This is a genomic window from Candidatus Babeliales bacterium (assembly GCA_035288105.1).
In the GTDB taxonomy this organism is placed as follows: Bacteria; Babelota; Babeliae; order Babelales; family Vermiphilaceae; genus SOIL31.
Map to the genome: position 1 here is coordinate 1 of DATEAY010000073.1, position 15,017 is coordinate 15,017.

Sequence of the window (15,017 nt, forward strand, 5' to 3'; positions counted from 1 at the left end):
GTGGCTTCTTGCTTGATAATGGTGAAGATGCGGTGCATAGAGAGCATTAAATAAAAATAGGAAGTGTGTACACACTTCCTATTTTTATTTAATGCTCTCTATGCACCGCATCTTCACCATTATCAAGCAAGAAGCCACCAATTTGAGCTTCCCACAACTTTTTATAGAGTCCACCTTTTGCAAGAAGTTCTTCATGCGAACCATCTTCCACAATACTACCTTGATCAAAAACTAAAATGCGATCCATGTATAATAATGTAGAAAGACGATGAGCGATAACCAATGTCGTTTTACCTTGCATCAGATCCCACAAACTATCTTGAATCTGACTTTCTGTAACCGAATCAAGCTGACTTGTTGCTTCATCAAGAATCAAAATCGGTGCATTTTTTAAAATAGCACGCGCAATAGCAATACGTTGACGCTGACCACCGGAAAGACGTATGCCACGTTCGCCCACTTGTGTGTCATATCCTTGAGCCAAAGTTACAATAAATTCATGTGCATATGCACGTTTTGCAGCTGCAATTATTTCGTGATGCGTTGCATTTCTGCGACCATACGCAATGTTTTCTACTAACGACCGGTGAAACAATGATGGATCTTGAGGGATCATTGTAATAGCTTCGTGCAAACTATCTTGCGTCACTTGTCTAATATCCTGACCATCAATGGTAATCCTTCCCTCTGTGACATCAAAAAGACGCAAAATTAAATTAACAAAAGTAGATTTACCACTACCAGAATAACCAACCAACCCAACTTTTTGACCAGATTTAATGATTACTGATTCATGTTCAAACAATGATTCTGCATCGTGATATTGAAACTGCACATTATCAAATACAATTTCACCTTTAGTCACAATTAACTTTTTAGCATGAGGACTGTCTTCAATTTCAATGGGACTTTCAATAATCGTAAGCCCTTGTACAATATTACCCATCTTTTCCCAAAAATCTCGCATATCTTTTGCGATGTTCCAAAAGTTTTCAATAATGTGCAAATTCAACGTAAGAACCAACACAAAATCACCTGGGCTCATGGTTTTACTCACAAGACCATTGAGTAACCACCAAAAGCAAACTGCTTGAAATATCCAAAATGAACATGCCTGAAATGCATGTAATTTTAAAAAAAACCAATCCCTTGTTTGATCTTTTTGCACAGAAACATCCATATAACGGGTTAAATATCCCTTTTCAAATTTCTTCGCAGCAAAAAAACGAACGCTAGCCATATTGGTTAACACATCAACAATACACCCAGTCACCTTTGCGCGTGCATCTGCAACGTCATACGCTAAATGCTGATTACGGAAAACCAAAATAACAGAAATCCCCAGAAATAAAACAATCCACAACCCTAAAGCTATGGTAAATTTCATATGAATTTGTGAAATGTTATATAACACAAACAATAACATAAGTGAGCATGCCATCAACCGATCAATAACAATGCGCAGAATGTCAGGAATAGCAATTGTTATATCATTGACACGAGCTGATAAGCTACCCGCAAATTGTCGCTGATAAAAACTATGGGAATGATCCATCATTCTATCCATAAGATTAAGCGCTATATACTTCTTAATATTGGGACGCAGCTGAATCGTAATCCAGTCGTACCAACGAAATATAGAAAGATAAACAAATTCCGAAAACAGGTACAATCCCATTAAGTAAGCAAGCTTGTGATGTAAAAAAGCCTGGTCACCATCACCCATTGCCGTATTCAAAACAAGTTTGACTATATACGCTTGCACGTTGAGTATAAGCGCCCACGTTACAGCAATAACCATCATCCCTGCAATATATATCCTAAAAGGCTTGATAACCATCCTGATAAAGGCTAATGCCCCTTGAGATTGCATACATTTTCCTTATTATTTTTTTATCGCAACTAAAACTTCATACTTTGGCGATAAAGCGTAGCTCCGTTTTTTGTTGGAAGGATCAACCACTGTTAAAAATCCTTCCTCAACCCAATCTTTGCACAATTGCGCACTTGTTCGTGGCTTAAATCCAAATAACTGTCCAATCTGCGCTGCTGTCACTGTTGCAAATGATTGAAACAGCTCAAGAACTCTACGTTTTTTTGGATCAAGCGTACGCAATAAACCTTCGTGACTTTGCTCACCTGCCATCGCTGAACGCTGCATATATTTTGCCACATTCTCAAACGCAAATGCCATACCACCAACAAAATATTCTATCCACGGAGTAATATCAGCATCTGCTCTACCCTCATAATAATTATGAGAAGGACCAATACTAATTGCTGCATAATAAGCACTCAAATTACGTGCATAATATTCTTCCAACGAATACAAACCTTTTAGATCATAACCACCACAATGCAAAATAAATGTTGTCAACAAACGAGCTGTTCTTCCATTCCCGTCATAATAGGGATGAATCGTTGCAAACTGATAATGTGCTATACCTGCAACAATGGGACTTGGTACTTCTTTATGTACATTAACCCAACGCACTAATTCACTCATTAACAGGGGAACATCTTTCGCTTCAGGAGGAAGATATACTATTGCTCCAGTGCGTCCATCACGAATAACATTTTGCCCACCTCGATATGCCAATGTATTATCATTCTTCTGTTGATCCAACATAACAAAGGCATGTAATTTCTTAATAAGACTTTCAGTAAGAGAGCTGCCTTTTGCAACACATTGTTCAACATACTGCAATGCAGCGTAATACCCTTTTGCTTCCTTTTCATCCCGTTCTCGTCCAGGAAAATGCCCTTTATGCTTGATTACAGCCTCAATCTGTGCCGTATCAAGACGATTTCCCTCAATCATAGTTGAATAATGCGTGGTATATAAACGTGCTGTTTCACGCAGGGATGCCAATACGGTGACATTCAAGGGAAGATGCGCAATATTCTCTCTGACTGCCTCAATTCGCATCAAATACTGGGCAATTATCGGCGTGATGGTATAGAAGGGATTAAATTTTATCTGCATAATATCGGCACCTTATCTGCATAAATGTTTATTTTAGTATGCAGATATCCTGCAGATAAATCAATAAATTACATAAGTAAAGCGTCTAACTATAGCCATTTGCAACGTGTATACATTATAATTACACTTATAATTAAGTTAAACATTCAAAAAATGGAGACCTTTCATGAAAACGGCTCATAAATTACTTCTTCTGCTCAGCATATTCTGCAGCAGTATACTACCAAAAGAATTCGACCTCACCCCAAAAAATACTGTTTTAATATCTGACCTTGATGAAGTCCTCATAGAAAAATCGTTATTTCTCGGTGGTGTTGCACAACTGAGACATTTAACCGGCGAATATACCAAAGATACTGATGGGAAAAGAGAAACATTACGCAATAAACAAGGAAATTCCATTGGAGGCCTTACCTTTCACTTACTCTACCATGGCATGCGCAAACCATACTTAACACCACACGTTGGATGGATGATAAAAACATTGGAAAAATCACGTTGCTTTATTGATGGCACAGAAAAAATATATCGTTATCTCAAAGATAAAAAAGGTTACACAATCGTCTACGCAACTAATAAAGATCGCATATCATATGATATTGCAGCTCAAGCATTAGGTGACAAATTCACAAGCCTTGCAGGCACAGTATTTGTAGCACATCCTGGAAGTAGTCCTCAAGTAATCGCACAACTCCATATTTTTGCAGATCTGCTAACTACACCTGCAAGCTATAAGGAATTGTTACATAAAACTCTTACCGTACAACCAACTGCACACATCTTACATGCACCTGGTAAAAAACCAGATCGTGAATATTACGAATATGTAGAAGAAAATCTTGGTCCTGATAAAAATATGATATTTATCGATGACAAACCAAGTAATATCAGAGGTTTTGATGCTTTGCAAACTACATCATCTGCACAACGCATTGGCATAATATTCCAAAATCCACAACAACTGGCTCAAGAATTTGTTAATTTGGGCATATTATCAGAAATAGAGGATGCCGCATTGTTGGAAGATATTCGTTATCCAGGCATATGGGGAAAAATAAAATTGGCTGGCAAAAAACTAATGGCAAAGTTAACACCAGCTGCAGCATAGTAGCTAAAAAAAGGGATGCGATGTGCATCCCTTTTTTTATTGCCAATCTATTCTGTTATTTATAAAAACCAGAACCAAGAAGATATTTTTTATCTCCCTTTTCAACCTGCTCAATATAAGCAACACGCATTTTTTTGTTAAACTTATACACAAAATGACCTGCACCTTGCAACACTTGTTCTATCATCTGCTTAACAAATAATTTGCCTTCATCATCTTTCCAACCAAGAAGATTTTTCCAAATCAACTCATGGTCATCGCCCCACGCATAACAATACCCATCCAGATCAAACGCAAACACAGCAAGATCACCACGAATGAATTCACCTTTTCTTGCAATAAATTTTTCAAACGCTTCTTCATCTGAATGTGTTTGTAAATACCCTACCGCGCTTTTTACCAACAATGTCATCATTTCTGGTTTGGCAACAGGAAACATTCCTGCACCAATCACATATGTATCAACTCCCATATCAATTTTTTCTACATACGTCGATTCAAAAGAATTTTTCAATTTAGAATCAACCCAACCGCCACCAACTTTTGCTTGATCAATCATTTCCCGAATGTAATACACACCATCTTGGTCTTTTTCATCAAACCGATTAGCTCCAACAAGTGCAGGGTTACCACCGTGTGCTATACACTTACCTTTCATATCGTACACAAATAAATAAAGATCTCCCAAACGATAGGTACCCACAGCTTTATCTGTAAAATCTTTTGCGGCAACAGAAACACCACTCGCTTTCATGTACTGATATCCGCGACGAACCAAGTCAACTGTTTTATCACGATCAATTTCAGGATAGTAACCGCATGCTATAAAGTAATATTTTCCTTTTTTATCTTTTACTTTTTCAGCATAGGTATATTTTAAGGCCCCTTTTGAAGTGTATTCAATCCATATGCCTTCGCCTTCTTCTTTTTGTTTAAGCTTTGCAATAATCTCTTTATTTATTGGTTTTCCTTTTACATCAGTGCGATCAAGAGCATTCAAACCAATAAGACCCGGTTCTTCACCCTGAGCACGAATAAATCCATCAAAATCAAGCGCGTATAAATAAAGATCACCAAAAATAAAACGTTCACTTAATGAATATCCCATTGTACTAAAAGCCGCATCTATTGAACGACCTTCGGCAACATCCTGATTAAATAAACTCACTGCACCTTTTACAAGGCCAATAGCTGCATATTTTTTAGAATGAGGATAGTACCCACATCCAAGAACATAATCTTTATCATCAATTTTAACTTGTTGTACAAAAGAAACCTTTGCTGCTCCAGCCCATTCATAGGTTAACCAATGTGTGCCAGTTTGTGCTGCTTTGATCATTGACTGTATTGCCAAAGCACCAAAGCTGTCATGATAGTTCCAAAGATTTTTCCACAATAAATCTTCCCGTGCACCGTGAGCATACACTACACCTTTTGTATCCAATAAAAAAAGATACAATTCGCCTTCTATAAATTCTTTTGTATGAGTAAATGCATGACAAATTTTTGTCATAGGATTACGCGCACAAAACTCAACGCCACGCTCAACCAAACTACGAACTTCTTTTTGCTTTTGTTGAATATCAAATTCATCAATAGCTATTTCTTCTTCATCATCTTTTTCGTCAACATCATCAACAATAACATTTTCCTGGCCATCATCTTGTATTCGCTTGTGCGATTTCAGCATATTTTTTTTTTCATTATTTTTGTGTGCAGCATAGAGTTGTCTATCAATCCACACAAAACCAACCATCAAAGATAACATGACAGATAATAACCCCACCGTGCGTCGATTCATACCAAACACTCCTTTATTTTTTATTCTTAATAATTTTACTGCTGGCGACGATTACCCATAAAGCGTAAGAGAAAAAGAAAAAGATTAATAAAATCAAGATACAATGTTAATGCCCCTAATAAGGTAACTTTCCCGATGAGCTCCTGATCAACAAGCATAGAACGCGCCAGTTGTTTTATCCTTTGCGTATCATACGCCGTCAAAAGAACAAACAGAACAACACCAACACCAGAGAGAATGTAATCAAATTGCGCACTTTTTAAAAACATATTAATCAGCATTCCAATAACAAGCCCTATCAACACCATAAAACTCATGTTACCAACCGTAGTAAGATCTGCTTTTGTTACATAGCCATAGAATGACATAACACCAAACATACATGCTGCGGTTAAAAAAGTGGAAATAATTGAACCCTCTGTATATACGTAGAAAATTGATGATAGCGTTATTCCAAGAGTAGTTGCATAAAGTAAAAAAAGTACTAATGCAGTAATAAATGTCATACGATTAAGAAAAAGTGTTAGCGCAAAAACAAAAGCTAATTGAGCAACAAATAAGCCAATTAATATTCCTGGATGAGTGTAAATATATGTGAAAATAGCAGGAACACTTGCAACATAGTACGATACACCTGCAGTAATTGCCAATCCACAACTCATCCAACCATAGACTCCAGCCATGAATGATGAAACTCGCTGCTCAAATTCATAACCATTTGAAAACATACAATACCTCTCTTTTTTATTAACAGATTTGCTTATACACTATGCAATTTGCCATTCATTATGCAATGATTTTAATGCAGCACACAATACACTTGCATAACAGAGCTCACTTGTAGTAAAAATAGCTTAAAAGAAACAACCCAAAGGAATAAGAAATGATGTACCTATTCGCAACGCTCATCCTACTACTCCATGCACGCACCATTGACGCTCAATTTAGCTCAACTGCTGCAAAAGATCTTAAGCAACCAGTGAATTTTTCTGGAAAAATTACTACACATCAAGGTCAAGAATTTGTTGTTGACAACATCTCTATTCACGGTAAATATACAAAAGTTCCTATGCCCCTCAAACCAGAAAATCATGCTGAACATGTTATGAATACTGAAACAAAACAGCTTGAAATTAAACTCGCCGCTAATCCCAATACTGATTTCTTGAAAAGAGATATCGATCTAGACGAAATAAGTGAAATACGTGTACCATCACCCAATAAAATATGGATCTATCAAAAAAAAGAACGTAGCCAAAAATTAGAATTTATTGAAGTGGAAGTTATTACTAAAAGTAACACCAAAACAGCATTCCTTCTTGATCCAAAAACTCCCATTTATTGCGATGGAATTGATAGCGCAGGACCACAAGAAACAACTGTTCCTCTATCAGCGCTCAAAACACTCACCATTGAAGGTTACACATATCGCGACACAAGCAAGAACAAAGATAAAAAATGCTCACCAAAAGGTTGTCCGCCATGTGATGTTGAAAAACAATAATTATAACAATAAACACAAAATCCCTCCGCTAAACGCGGAGGGATTTTTTTATGCAATTACCATGTAATTATTGTGAAAGAGTGCCCTGATCATTTTGGTCATCTTTTAAATCTGTATCAAAAATTTTGGATTTATTTTTATCATCACCTGTTAAATCGATACGAGACGTAGAAATCGGCTGTGGATTTAAAATCCTATTCACTTCTTCTTTTACTTGTGCTATCGAAGAATCAAGTTTCTTCTCCAATTCCAATGTACTTTGATTTGCATGTGTAACTTCAATCATTTTATCTGGACTTAAGTCAATACCTTCTTTTTTTGCTGCTGCTACTGCATTTCCGTAAACTTCAGCACGGAAATCGTCAAAAAACCCATCTTTTTTTACATCTTCCCAGCTTATACCTTTTCTGCGAAGACAATTAACATCCCCGCTACATTCTTGCAATCCTCTAAGATACACTGACATCGTTACATAATACTTGTGCTCTAATTCATTTTTTATCCCAGAGATCACCCTATTTTTATTATCATTAACGAGCTTATGATAATCCGCATTAATTTTATCTTTGTGCTTTTTAGTAGTACTGAGTTCTTCATAAGCACGTCCTGTTACAGAAGCAACGGTCGGACCACCAGTCCAACCACCATCATAAACTTTTAATTTTTCTTGCGCTTCTTCATCTTCACTGGCTTTTTTATCTTTATCATATTCTTTCTTGAGAGCATCGGCTGTTCCAGAAAGCTCCATAACAAGTGCAGCTTCAAATGCAGCTTTTCTTTCTCTAGCATATTGTGCAATGTGCTCATTTTTTTGTTGTTGTTGTAGCCACGCCAATTCTCTTCTGACTTGCTCTATTTTCTCAGAGGTACTGAATTCATCGGCATAAACCATACTGCAACTAGCAGCAATCAAAAGAGATAATAATTTTTTTTGCATACTAATCCTATAAAAAAAATTTGTTAAAAAACCTGTATCAATAATCATTCTTTCACCATGAAAGCATAACAGAATTAGCTGTATCTTCAATTCTTTGTTACTTGTTATCACAACAATTACACGTTATTATATTTTTTGTAACCCGATGCTAGTTTCTCTACGCATGGGGACCCCTATAAAGAAATATTTGTGGGGTTGTGAGTCAAATAAACTTTATAATTTATATATATTTTACCTATAAGGATCAAAAAAATGGCTGTATCAATTACTTCAGAAAATCATGAATCAGAAATCAAACAATCCAATAAACCAATTATCTTAGACATATATGCTACATGGTGTGGACCGTGCCAACAAATGGCTCCTATGATGGAAGAATTGGAAAAGGAGTTTGGCAATCAATATAAATTTGCCAAACTCAATGTTGATGAAGCACGCGAAATATCAATTAAAGAATATGGAGTTACTTCTGTTCCTACTTTTGTATTCATCAAAGATGGTGTTGTAAAAGGAAAAGAAACTGGGTACATGAGCAAAGAAACGTTTCAAGAAAAAATGAATGCTGCATTTGGACATTAAAAAAAATGGGTTCGCCTTCACGCGAACCCAAATAATCATCAATTACAATTTTTCATCATGCACATCAACACCCAACTCTTTCAATTGATCACGCAACTCATCAGATCGCGCCCAATCTTTTTCTCGACGAGCTTTATTGCGGGCATCAATCAGCGCTTGAATCTCAGGTGTTAATTCTACTTTTTGTGCAGACAATGGCTGTAACGTTAACCCAAACACATTCATCAATATATTTTTTACTGCGGCTAATTCATTTTTATTGTGTGCAATATCAGCAATATGTTCAAAAACAACTCCGAGTAACCCCGGTGTATTGAGGTCATCTTGCAAAAAACCTACCATACGATCGATTACATCAGAATGATACGCTGATACGTCAATATCTGAACAATCTACATCGCATAAACGAATTAATCGTTCATAACTTTTTTGCGCAGTTGCCAATGCATCAAAACTAAATTCAACCGGCATACGATAATGATGAGTTAAAAAGAAATAGCGAATAACCATTGGATCAAAATGTTTGTAAAGATCGCGCAAAAAGAAAAAGTTGCCCAATGATTTGGACATTTTTTCTTTGTTAATATTGATCATACCATTGTGCATCCAAAGGCGTGAAAACGGCGCACCAAATAAACTTTCCGATTGAGCAATTTCATTTTCATGATGAGGAAAGATAAGATCAAGACCTCCTCCATGAATATCGATATGCTCTCCCAAATTAATACGTGCTAATACCGAACATTCAATGTGCCATCCTGGACGACCATAGCCCCACGGACTTGGCCAAAATTCACCTTCGGGTTCACCCTTCCATAATGCAAAATCAAGAGGATTTTCTTTTTGTTCACGCACATCAACACGTGCACCGGCATGCAAATCTTCTATTTTTTGCTTTGACAACTTGCCGTACCCTGGAAACGTTTCGATACGAAAATAAACGTCATTGCCAGCCTGGTATGCACAACCTTTAGCAATAAGCTCTTGTATAAATTCTATAATTTGAGGAATATTTTCCGTTACACGTGGTTCACACTCAGGAGACAAGCAATTAAGTTTTGTAATATCTTCGTGAAAATTATTAATGTAGCGATCTGCTATTTCGTGATAGCGCAAGCGATCGCCAAACTCTTTTTCCGCACGATTCATTGTTTTATCATCAATATCGGTAAAATTTCTGCAATACGTTACATCAAGACCAGAGAATGAAAGAAATCTCTTTAATAAATCAAAGGAAACATAACATCTACCATGTCCAACATGTGCATTGTCATACGGAGTAACGCCACAAACATACATCTTCACCGTCTTGCCTTTGATTAACTCTTCTTTTCTTCCAGTGAGAGTATTCATGAATTGCATAGAATCTTTAACCCCATGTTTTATTTCATTTCACACGGGGACCCCAGAAATCTTTTGTAGGAGTGCTGTGTGAATCAAAATTTATGTCTTGTACTTACTTTTCCTTACTGTACCACATTTTTTTCCATTTTTTAAGCACACTAAATACGCCCCCACTCGCGGTAATATCGCAAATAAATGAACTGCCCTAGCAAAAAATTAAAAAATGAGTAGTATGGTTTCATTAATTCTTCATAATTATTGTATCAAATCAAAGCAACGTCGGGCAGCGGGATCACCTATGACTGAAAAAGTAAAAAAAGGAAATCGAAATCACTGTGTTACCGTACTCTTTCTCCTTCTATTAAGCGGTATCACTCAATCACAACAAGTAATAGATTCTAACACCTCTATCGATATTCAGGAGGTGCAGCCCTATGATAAAGAACACAATGAAGATGGGCAAGATTTCGAACAAGATGAACAAGACGATGATGAAGAAAATGACGATGGCACTGCACAGCAACAATCAGTAAGCAAAACGCGACGCATCAATGCCATAAAAATACATGGCAATATCTCAACATCAAAAGACGCCATTATCAACCATATCCCCTATAAAATTGGTGAAATATTCGACCCGCGAAAAACCGGAACACTCATTCGTAATCTTTACTATAATCTCAAAAAATTCCGTACCGTAAAAGTTATGGGTGAAGTGATTGACAATAACTACATAAATCTTCATGTTTTTGTTGAAGAAAAATATCCACTCAAGGAACTGAAAACTGTTGGCAACAAAAAAGTATCTGAAAAAGAAATTGGAAAAAAAATCAATCTTGAAGATATAACATCAGTCGATCCTGAAGAACTAAAAATAATCGCAAACAAAATCAAAGATATATACCTCGAAAAAGGGTACCATCAAACAGAAATCGACACAGAATTATTAATTGATGATAACAATCGCGGCACTGCAGTATTAACAGTTCACGAAGGAATAGCTGCAACGGTCAAACAAATACACTTTATTGGCAACAAATCAATTAGCAGCAAAGACTTGCGCGCAGTTGCACTGACTAAAGAAGATTGGCTTTTGGGCTTTTTGGACAAATCAGGTAATTATCATCCCGACCGTCTTGAAGGAGATAAACACTTTATAGAACAATACTATCAAAATAGTGGTTTTCTCCATGCCAAAGTTGTGAATATCGATATTGATATTGATCCCGAAACACAAAATATAATTCTTACTTTTGAAATAGAAGAAGGTGACAGGTACGTCATTGATAAAATTAGCGCTCCTGGCACAGACACTGTTCCTGAACAATATCTTCTTGCGATGTTACCAATTCGTCCTGGCATGTATTATTCTCGCGATGGCATTACAAACTCCATAAAACGACTTGAACTTATTTGGGGCGATTATGGATATATTTTTGCACACATAGAACCATCAATACAACCGAATGAAGACGAAAAAACAGTTTCACTTTCATTCTTTTCTGAACTTGGAGATCAAGTATATCTGAATAAGATTAATATTCGTGGTAACACAAAAACACGTGATAAAATTATTAGGCGTAAAATTCTTCTTGATGAAGGAGAATTGCTTACCCAAAACAGAATGAACGCTTCCAAACGTAATGTTGCTTCCCTCGGTTATTTTGATCCACGAGAAGGTGTTAACTGGAAAATTCGTCGTCTTAATAAAGAAGAAGCCGATCTTGATTTGATTTTAAAAGAAACAAAAACAGGTCACTTTGGTGCGCAGCTAGGTTTTGGTGGTTCAGGAGCCGATTGGCAATCACCTATTTCCGGTATGTCAGTAAAGGCAGAGTTATCTGATACCAATCTTTTTGGAAGCGGTGTTCACTTAAATTTAAGCACCACCTACTCAAAAGACGAACAAACTGCGATGCTTCATGTTGCTCAACCATGGCTTTTTGATAAACCACTGTTAGGTGCGTTTGACATTTACCATAGACGACCAGTGTATGATGAGCTCAGACATGTCAAAACAGTGCACCAAAAGCTTACCGGTGGATCAATTACATTTGGTTGCATTACACAATCAAAAAATCAACTATTCCATGACGTTAACATTCTTTTCAGTTCTGGTGTTGAAGATATTAAGTATGATCGACCTGCAATTGCCCTTCTTGAAAACCCACTAGAAAGAGCACAATATCAGCACATTTTAGATCAAGAATTTAGACCGGGAACATTTGCATTTGTTTCAACCAAAATGGAACAAGATACGCGTAATCATCCTATTCACACCATGTATGGACATAGATGGAAATTCGCTACAAAATTTGCGATCCCTACCTTTGGTAACAACATTGGTTTTTACAAAATAGAGCTTGATGCAAGTTGGTTTACACCACTTATTGCAGAATATGATCTTATATTCAGAATACATGGTTATTTTGGCATCTCTGCACCATTTAAAAATAGAACTGTACCTTTTGGAGATCTATTCCATATTGGTGGACAAACAAGTGTTCGTGGCTTCTTGTTTGGACAAATAGGTCCACAATTCCTGGGCGATACCATTGGTGGTGCAAAAGCATTCTTCTGGAATGCCGAACTTGTTGCACCAATCACCGCCGATATGAACATGAAAGCTGTTGTGTTTTATGATGGTGGAACCGGTTTTGATAACCCCTATGTTACCAATGCCGATAAAAAATTTGTAACAGGTAATAATTTTGACTATAGACATTCAATTGGTGTTGGTATTAGATTGTTACAACCAATGCCGGTGAATATCGATTGGGGATTCAAAATAGATCCGCGTAAAAATAAATTATTCCCTAACAGAAGTGAATCTGCATCTGAAATTCATTTTGGCATGTCATATGATTGGTAAAAAATGGGTTACCTATGTTAATAAAAAATATTTTAATTTCATTGCCTTTTTTTGTCGTACATTTCGCTTGTCATGGCGCCTTCTACTCGCAAGAAAAAAGGCCATTTATCTTTACTAATCAACGTGAATATCCATCTCCTCCATGTTCAGTTTTTACGAGAGAATATTTTCATCCTTACAAAGAGGGATCCAACGCTGTTGTATTTGTAAAGGAACCAAAAATTAGATTACTATGCTGTCCCATAAGGGACAAAGCAGTCAGTGAAAATATCAATAAATAATTGTCTCTCTAGCCTTAGCTCAACGTAAGTCAGAAAAGAATAATTATTTTATCCCAAAAAAAAGGAGTTTTTCATGACACTACAAAAACCATATCTACTTTCATTTTTACTTTTAGTATTTCCCATCAAAGCTGAAACATCAAAGCCTCAATGTACGGGAAAAGTTGCAAAAGAAAGATTGCCATTATTTGTACGAGCAGATGAAATAGAACAATATTTTATGGAAGCATTAACAGAGTGCCAAAAGAATGGCTCCTGTAAAACCTGTCCAATTTTTGAACAAGCAACACATGCTACAGCCATTTGCCTTATAAGTCTGGCTGACCACCTTGTAACACTGGAGCAAGGAAAAGAAGGCGTATGTAATCGCTGTGAAAGAACGGAAACAAAAGACCTCAAAGAACGTTTCATAGAACTACTCAAAACAAAAGAAGCTCTGCAAATCCTCCCTGCACTCGCCGAAAATGCTTCTGTAAGCAAGTAAAAATCAATTCAGATCAACCAAAGTAGCCACCCATTGCTGTAAAAAAAGGTAACGGTTGGCTACTTTCTTATTTCTAACGATGATTCCTGCCATCCATTGGCTTATTTGACACATTTTCTATTTGTGTTATTATTAGAAATAACAATAATATATATGTAATAATTATCAAATTTTTAACCTAAAAAGGAACAGGCTATGACTATAAAACAAATCATCTTACTGATCCTCGCTACTGTTATAGTGTCTCAAACGAATGCAATGGATAGAATACCTAGACAATCACACTCTTCTTCTAATCAAGGGCATCCACATTCTTTTTTCAATCAGGGACAAGTAGTAAATTTTGGCAAACTTACACATAATGGGCCAATCTTCAATTCAGGATCACTCATAAACTATGGAAACATGATAATCAATTACCCTGTACCACCAGTTTACTCCCACCAACCACAATATTTTATGCAACCGGGTAATTACGCTGCTTATCAAGCAAAACAGAGAATGGAAAAACAAGCAGAAGAATGCGAAAAACAAAAAGCACAACAAAAATGTTACAATGAACTACAAGAACTTAATGAAGTACGAGATTTCCTACCAGAAAAACAAGCACAACAAATTGATAGGATACTAAGTAAACTCTCATCTAAAGAAGGTCATGCCATAGCTGAAATCGTAATTCCTCAATTGAATAAAATTCCTGAAGTACAAGATGTTAAACCATTCATACATATTTTAAGAGACACTAAACAACCAATTATTACCAAACAATCTCAGTCAACATCTGAAAACAAATCTATCTTTTTTGGCACACCAGATGATTTCCTTAAAAACCCAGTGAAAAAATCGTTGTGGCCAGCTTACGAAAATTCTGACGTAAAATCACCTGATGTATCATCCTTAGAGATTAAGACTATTTGTGAGCAGTTAGAATTAATGAAAAAACAGCACGAATCAACATGGGAAAGAATTGTTGCTTTGAATAATTAACGCGAATTCGACATAAGGATTTACAAAATCAATAGCATAGATAACATTTTCTAAAATGAGATCAATCAAAAAAGGAAATGAAAGCTATGCTATTGATTACAATTTTCTATGAAATAGATGAATTTTGCAAACAA

Annotated in this window: 12 protein-coding genes; 6 read left to right on the forward strand and 6 right to left on the reverse strand. The window is 36.3% G+C overall.

Annotated elements, in window-relative coordinates:
* Window positions 1-88: 88 nt before the first annotated feature.
* The gene (locus VJJ26_04015; protein HLC07329.1) at window positions 89-1,873 is read right to left on the reverse strand and encodes an ABC transporter ATP-binding protein; all 1,785 of its coding nucleotides are present in this window, start codon (window positions 1,871-1,873) and stop codon (window positions 89-91) included.
* A 12-nt stretch (window positions 1,874-1,885) separates the two neighbouring features.
* Window positions 1,886-2,986, reverse strand: a complete 1,101-nt coding sequence (locus VJJ26_04020) for a Fic family protein (protein ID HLC07330.1) — start codon at window positions 2,984-2,986, stop codon at window positions 1,886-1,888.
* A 166-nt stretch (window positions 2,987-3,152) separates the two neighbouring features.
* Here VJJ26_04020 and VJJ26_04025 point away from each other — a divergent pair, with 166 nt between their 5' ends.
* Window positions 3,153-4,094, forward strand: a complete 942-nt coding sequence (locus VJJ26_04025; protein ID HLC07331.1) for a hypothetical protein — start codon at window positions 3,153-3,155, stop codon at window positions 4,092-4,094.
* A gap of 55 nt (window positions 4,095-4,149) precedes the next feature.
* Here the strand turns inward: VJJ26_04025 and VJJ26_04030 are convergent, their stop codons facing one another.
* Both VJJ26_04030 and VJJ26_04035 read right to left on the reverse strand, forming a co-directional pair.
* Complete coding sequence (locus VJJ26_04030; protein ID HLC07332.1) at window positions 4,150-5,895, reverse strand: cache domain-containing protein; 1,746 nt, start codon at window positions 5,893-5,895, stop codon at window positions 4,150-4,152.
* Between the two features lie 35 nt (window positions 5,896-5,930).
* On the reverse strand, window positions 5,931-6,623 hold the full coding sequence (locus VJJ26_04035; protein ID HLC07333.1) for a Bax inhibitor-1/YccA family protein: 693 nt from the start codon (window positions 6,621-6,623) through the stop codon (window positions 5,931-5,933).
* Between the two features lie 155 nt (window positions 6,624-6,778).
* On the opposite strand from VJJ26_04035, the gene VJJ26_04040 reads away from it, so the two are divergent.
* A complete protein-coding gene (locus VJJ26_04040; GenBank protein HLC07334.1) occupies window positions 6,779-7,399 on the forward strand; it encodes a hypothetical protein in 621 nt (206 codons plus the stop codon).
* A gap of 67 nt (window positions 7,400-7,466) precedes the next feature.
* On the opposite strand, the gene VJJ26_04045 is transcribed toward VJJ26_04040, so the two are convergent.
* Window positions 7,467-8,336, reverse strand: coding sequence for a hypothetical protein (locus tag VJJ26_04045; GenBank protein HLC07335.1), 870 nt, complete (start codon window positions 8,334-8,336; stop codon window positions 7,467-7,469).
* A gap of 252 nt (window positions 8,337-8,588) precedes the next feature.
* On the opposite strand from VJJ26_04045, the gene trxA reads away from it, so the two are divergent.
* Window positions 8,589-8,915, forward strand: coding sequence for a thioredoxin (gene trxA, locus VJJ26_04050; protein ID HLC07336.1), 327 nt, complete (start codon window positions 8,589-8,591; stop codon window positions 8,913-8,915).
* 42 nt (window positions 8,916-8,957) lie between these two features.
* Here trxA and cysS read toward each other — a convergent pair whose 3' ends face one another.
* The gene (cysS, locus tag VJJ26_04055) at window positions 8,958-10,268 is read right to left on the reverse strand and encodes a cysteine--tRNA ligase (GenBank protein ID HLC07337.1); all 1,311 of its coding nucleotides are present in this window, start codon (window positions 10,266-10,268) and stop codon (window positions 8,958-8,960) included.
* A 223-nt stretch (window positions 10,269-10,491) separates the two neighbouring features.
* Here cysS and bamA point away from each other — a divergent pair, with 223 nt between their 5' ends.
* From bamA to VJJ26_04070, 3 genes are all read left to right on the forward strand, one after another.
* Entirely contained in the window at window positions 10,492-13,131 is a 2,640-nt protein-coding gene (gene bamA / locus VJJ26_04060) for an outer membrane protein assembly factor BamA (GenBank protein ID HLC07338.1), read from the forward strand.
* Window positions 13,132-13,485: 354 nt separating this feature from the next.
* The gene (locus VJJ26_04065; protein HLC07339.1) at window positions 13,486-13,896 is read left to right on the forward strand and encodes a hypothetical protein; all 411 of its coding nucleotides are present in this window, start codon (window positions 13,486-13,488) and stop codon (window positions 13,894-13,896) included.
* A 195-nt stretch (window positions 13,897-14,091) separates the two neighbouring features.
* On the forward strand, window positions 14,092-14,883 hold the full coding sequence (locus VJJ26_04070; protein HLC07340.1) for a hypothetical protein: 792 nt from the start codon (window positions 14,092-14,094) through the stop codon (window positions 14,881-14,883).
* Window positions 14,884-15,017: the final 134 nt, after the last annotated feature.

Excerpts from the sequence above, each read along its gene's own strand:
- VJJ26_04015 (HLC07329.1), bottom strand. The coding sequence starts at position 1,873 with ATGCAATCTCAAGGGGCATTAGCCTTTATCAGGATGGTTATCAAGCCT.
- VJJ26_04070 (HLC07340.1), top strand. The coding sequence starts at position 14,092 with ATGACTATAAAACAAATCATCTTACTGATCCTCGCTACTGTTATAGTG.
- VJJ26_04065 (HLC07339.1), top strand. The coding sequence starts at position 13,486 with ATGACACTACAAAAACCATATCTACTTTCATTTTTACTTTTAGTATTT.
- VJJ26_04030 (HLC07332.1), bottom strand. The coding sequence starts at position 5,895 with ATGAATCGACGCACGGTGGGGTTATTATCTGTCATGTTATCTTTGATG.
- VJJ26_04040 (HLC07334.1), top strand. The coding sequence starts at position 6,779 with ATGATGTACCTATTCGCAACGCTCATCCTACTACTCCATGCACGCACC.
- VJJ26_04020 (HLC07330.1), bottom strand. The coding sequence starts at position 2,986 with ATGCAGATAAAATTTAATCCCTTCTATACCATCACGCCGATAATTGCC.
- trxA (HLC07336.1), top strand. The coding sequence starts at position 8,589 with ATGGCTGTATCAATTACTTCAGAAAATCATGAATCAGAAATCAAACAA.
- VJJ26_04045 (HLC07335.1), bottom strand. The coding sequence starts at position 8,336 with ATGCAAAAAAAATTATTATCTCTTTTGATTGCTGCTAGTTGCAGTATG.
- VJJ26_04025 (HLC07331.1), top strand. The coding sequence starts at position 3,153 with ATGAAAACGGCTCATAAATTACTTCTTCTGCTCAGCATATTCTGCAGC.
- cysS (HLC07337.1), bottom strand. The coding sequence starts at position 10,268 with ATGAATACTCTCACTGGAAGAAAAGAAGAGTTAATCAAAGGCAAGACG.
- VJJ26_04035 (HLC07333.1), bottom strand. The coding sequence starts at position 6,623 with ATGTTTTCAAATGGTTATGAATTTGAGCAGCGAGTTTCATCATTCATG.
- bamA (HLC07338.1), top strand. The coding sequence starts at position 10,492 with ATGGTTTCATTAATTCTTCATAATTATTGTATCAAATCAAAGCAACGT.